A 4,546-nucleotide genomic window follows, 5' to 3' on the forward strand; every position below is an offset into this window, starting at 1 on the left:
TTCTCTGATCCGGCGCATCGACAATCTCTGGGTTGGCATCAGGCTTCCTCGTTGGTTGAACGAGGCATCCCGTAGACCGGTTGAGTTGTCGTCCGAAGCAGCCCGCACCCTCGAAAAGGTGCTCACGATCATCTGAAATCGTTGCTCACGATCCCCCGAAATCTCTGCTCACGATGCGGTGAAATCCGTGCTCACGATGCGGTGAAATACGCANGTTGAGTTGTCGTCCGAAGCAGCCCGCACCCTCGAAAAGGTGCTCACGATCATCTGAAATCGTTGCTCACGATCCCCCGAAATCTCTGCTCACGATGCGGTGAAATCCGTGCTCACGATGCGGTGAAATACGCAACCGAGCCGTCGCGAAAGGTGGCGAACCAGCGGTAGACGGTCGGCCACGGTGGAAAGTCGGATGGCAGGAGCCGCCAGGCGATCCCGCCGCGAAGCACGTAGAAAATGGCGTTGACGATCTCGCGCATCGACCAGGCGCGAGGGCGCCCCGTCTTGTGGGCAGCCGGGAGGCGCGGCTCGATCAGCCGCCACTCGGCATCCGTCAGATCGGTCTGGTATCGCGCCGCAGAGCGGCTATGCTGTTTGCGGGTGGTCGTGGTCCACATGACAATCTCCAAACCGGCTTCGACAACCGTTTGGAATCACGCGCACCTCGACCACTCAACCCCTTTCGAAACGGCCTCTAAAAGTGGAAATATGGCCGTGCGGCTTTTGATCGTTGTCATGACCGGGGCATCAATACCCAGCGGTTTGGTGACGAAGTCACATGGCATTTTGCTAGCAAAGCCGTAGGAAAAATCTTGCGAGAACTTGATCCACGTCCTTTCCGAGGTCGGGTGAACTGGCGTTGCGTTGAAGTCGAAACTCGCTGACTATCCGAGATAGACACGGCTGGACGGATACCGGATTTTCGGGGTTGCTCTTGTTCCTAGGAAGAAACCGTGCCTATCCGCTTAACGCCCATACCCACAACATGTAGGATGCTGCCACTCTCCCGAATATAACCCCGCCCTGGTCGGCGCGGTCGTGTCGCCGGCCATCCCAAGGAGCGACCGGAAGGCATTGAATGGGTAGAAGCGGCGATTGAAGCGGAACGTGAACTCGTTGAGGTATGCCTGGAGGTGCTTGGCGCTGACGCCGTGGTGAATGCCGTTCAGCCAAGTTTTCAGGTTCGAGAACACCAGATGGACGATGGGCATGAACTCTTCCGAAACTTCTGGGTCGCCGCACTGTGCAATCGCGTGGTGATCGTAGCCGTCCTTCCGTAGCCCGCCGTAACCGCTCCAATCGTCGGTAATGATCAGCGTGCCGGGTTCGACGGTGCTTTTGACGAAACCACCCAGCGATTCGGCGCTACGGTTGGCAGCAATCGCCAGACGCACCCGACCGGCGTAGCGACCGTCCCGCCGGTTGTCCTGGGCGGTGCCCGGTTCACGGTGCCGCACTTCGACGGCGGCGGCCACCAGCACTTTGTGATGGGCGCCACGGCCCTCGCCGCGCGTCCGTCCGCCCACCCACGTCTCATCCACCTCGACATGCTGGTCGGCGAGGCCGCCGATACGGTCTTGATCGGGGCGCACCATGGCGGAGCGGAGCTTGTGGAGAATGCTGAACGCCGTCTCGTAGCGTGACAGTCCAAGCTGGCGTTGGAACTGCACGGCAGACAAGCCGGGTGTCTGGCTGGCCACCAGATAGGCAGCCCAAAACCACACGCTGAGCGGCGTATGGCTGCGCTCCATGACGGTGCCAACGGTCAGGCCGGTGTTCGTGCGGCAGGACCGGCACCGCAGGACACGGGGTCGGTTCTCGAAGCGGAAAGGGTCGTCAACAATGCCGCAATGGGGACAAGCGAACCCGTCATTCCATCGAGACTTTTCCAGGTAGGCGGCGCAGGCCGCATCGTCAGGAAAAAGCCGCTGGAACCCCGGAAGCGATTCCGGGAACGGAAGGTCATCTCGGTCGAGAACGTCCACAGCCGCCTCCTATCCGCTTGACGCCCACCCTAGATGTTGTGGGTGTGGGTGTAAAGCGGATAGGCACGGAAGAAACCAAGCGACAGCGGGCCAGCCCTGCCGATGAACATCACGGCGATGATGACGATCTGACCGACGGTATCTAATTGGCCTGTAGCGCCTCGCGATAGACCGACGGTTCCCAGTGCCGAAGCGACCTCGAAGAGAAGGTCGAGGAAGTCTACGTCGTTGGTGATCGACATGATGAAGAGCGCCAGGATGAGGACTGCGATGCCGATCATTGCCAGCGCCAGGGCTTTCATCACCTCCTCGGGCCCCAAGCTGCGGCCGAAGATGGAGATGGTTTCGCGACGCTTCAGGAAGGTAATCGTTGCCAGGCAAAGGACAATAAATGTCGTGACCTTGATGCCGCCTGCCGTGGAGGTGCTTCCACCACCAATGATCATGAGCGCAATCATCATCAGAGACGTGCTGTCATGAAGCGCCGTGATGTCGATCGTGTTGAACCCGGTGTCCAGGAGTATTGACTTTGTAGCAGTTTTGTAATACAAGGTAGCAATGGCTCCATTACCCCCCAACCCGGTTTTTCGCTCTATGATGCTCTACCGAACGGCGCGAACTATCGCCGGCCTAACCGTCCGCGAGCTTGCCGCTGCGGCCGACGTATCCACCGCAACGATTACGAAGCTTGAGACGGGCGCCGAGCTGAAGCCGGCGACCATGCGCAAAATCCGACCGGTGCTAGAGGCCAATGGCGCCAAGTTTGTCCCGCACGAGAAGTGGGGCGAATGGGTCGAGCCGAACATGGGAGGCGAGTGATGCCGCGTCAGGCCGCTAACGACAACTCACAGCTTTACCAGTCCGAGGCCGCGATATCCGATCGGGTGCTCGGGCCGAAGATGCGTCCGCAATGGGACGCTTTGGCCGTGATTTGGGAGCGCGAAGGGCTGCCGCGTATCGACCCTATGACCGGCGCACGATACTGGCCGGCAGTCCGAGCATTCTTGGATCGGCGTCATGGCATCGGGCAATCCGTGCTGCCGTCAACTGCGGACGGTGCGGAGAATTGGGCATGACCGACGCACCGGGCCTAAAGCGCAAGCGCAACAAGGATGGCAGCGTCCGCGAATACTGGATGGCGCGTAGCGATCTCGTGAAGCGCGGCTATCGGCCGTCGTCTGTCCGCCTTCATTATCCCGAGAGCGACGAAGGCCGGAGTCAGATCGCCGCCCGTTGCCATATCCTACAGGCGGAAATGCTCGCGTGGGCCTCCACCGGAGACTTCGCAACGCCCGGCTATGACGGCACCCTGACGAGCCTTTCTCGACTGTTCCAGACGGACGCTGACTCGCCGTACCATTCGATGAAATGGAACAGCCGGGTAAACGTCACCAAGTCGCTCGTGATCGTAGAGCGGACAGTGGGGACCCGCCAGATCGCCAAGCTGCTAGGGCCGGACTTCAAGCGATGGCATCGCGCGTGGGGCGAGCCAAAGCAACCGGACGCCCCTGCCCGCCCTTGGCGAGCGAAGCACACTATGGACATTGTGCGGCAGCTCATCGCCTACGGTGTGACGCTCGGCTTTGATGACTGTTTCCGTGCGGATATGATCCTGTCGAAGATCCGCTTCCCGACTCCCCCTGCCCGCAAGGCGATCCTGACCGCCGCCCATGTCGAGGCGATCCGCGCCACGGCACATGCGGAAGGCTTTCCGTCGATCGCGCTGGCAACTGTCCTGCAATTTGGCCTCGCGCTCCGACAGAAGGACGTGATCGGCGAGTGGGAGCCGATTGGCGATGGCGATGGCGGCATCCGGTACAAAGGCACCAGATGGGTCAACGGGCTAACGTGGTCGGACATTGATGCAGATATGATCCTGCGCAAGACGCATACGAAGACCGGATTCGATGTCGAGCACGACCTCACCTATCATCCGGCAGTGCTTGCGGAGATCGCCAAGGTGCCGGCGGACAGGCGCGTCGGGCCGATCATCATTTCAGAGAACACCGGCGAGCCGTACAAGCATCGCAACTTCACCCAGCGATGGCGCATCATTGCGGATAGGGCCGGCCTGCCGAAAGGCATCTGGAACATGGACGCGCGAGCCGGAGCGATCACGGAAGCCTACAACCTCGGCGCCGCCGAAACAGACGTGATGAAATCGGCGGGCCACCGGAACCGGCAGACGAGCGCCCGCTACAATCGAGGCACGATTGCGCAGACAAACCGCGTGGCCATCATGCGAATGGAGAAACCAACAGAGAACGACCGATAGGGGACGCGAAGGGACGCATGGGGGACGCCCGCCGCAAAGTTCAAGCATTACAGACCATTAGCGCACCAAAGAAACACATCCGCATCCTGTTTCTGGACCGGAAGAACGCCCTGATCGCCGACGAGGTGCAGGGCACGGGCACGGTCGACCATACGCCGGTCTATCCGCGCGAGGTCGTCAAGCGGGCGCTCGAATTGTTGTCAACGTCGGAGCAAAACCGGGCCAGTGGGGCGGAGTAAAAGCAGGCCACTGGCGTGAGGGGCACGACACAGGAAAGGGCCCGATCGGG

4 protein-coding genes and 2 pseudogenes are annotated in these 4,546 nt (G+C 60.7%); 3 read left to right on the forward strand and 3 right to left on the reverse strand.

Annotated elements, in window-relative coordinates; all coding sequences use genetic code 11:
• Positions 1 to 356: 356 nt before the first annotated feature.
• From VQ044_RS23780 to VQ044_RS23790, 3 genes and pseudogenes are all read right to left on the reverse strand, one after another.
• Positions 357 to 614 (reverse strand): annotated as a pseudogene (locus tag VQ044_RS23780) (transposase); the annotation flags it as partial.
• A gap of 348 nt (positions 615 to 962) precedes the next feature.
• Complete coding sequence (locus tag VQ044_RS23785; protein ID WP_327650140.1) at positions 963 to 1,982, reverse strand: IS1595 family transposase; 1,020 nt, start codon at positions 1,980 to 1,982, stop codon at positions 963 to 965.
• Between the two features lie 29 nt (positions 1,983 to 2,011).
• Entirely contained in the window at positions 2,012 to 2,533 is a 522-nt protein-coding gene (locus tag VQ044_RS23790) for a potassium transporter TrkG (protein WP_327650142.1), read from the reverse strand.
• Between the two features lie 7 nt (positions 2,534 to 2,540).
• Between VQ044_RS23790 and VQ044_RS23795 the strand changes: the two genes are divergently transcribed.
• The 3 genes and pseudogenes from VQ044_RS23795 to VQ044_RS23805 form a co-directional block, all read left to right on the forward strand.
• Positions 2,541 to 2,801, forward strand: a complete 261-nt coding sequence (locus VQ044_RS23795) for a helix-turn-helix domain-containing protein (RefSeq protein WP_327650144.1) — start codon at positions 2,541 to 2,543, stop codon at positions 2,799 to 2,801.
• 253 nt (positions 2,802 to 3,054) lie between these two features.
• Positions 3,055 to 4,257: an integrase gene (locus tag VQ044_RS23800; RefSeq protein ID WP_327650146.1), complete on the forward strand. Its 1,203-nt coding sequence runs from the start codon at positions 3,055 to 3,057 to the stop codon at positions 4,255 to 4,257.
• A 68-nt stretch (positions 4,258 to 4,325) separates the two neighbouring features.
• Positions 4,326 to 4,496, forward strand: a pseudogene (locus VQ044_RS23805) (JAB domain-containing protein); the annotation flags it as partial.
• Between the last annotated feature and the right edge of the window lie 50 nt (positions 4,497 to 4,546).

Source organism: Aurantimonas sp. C2-5-R2, assembly GCF_036549495.1.
GTDB lineage: Bacteria > Pseudomonadota > Alphaproteobacteria > Rhizobiales > Rhizobiaceae > Aurantimonas > Aurantimonas coralicida_A.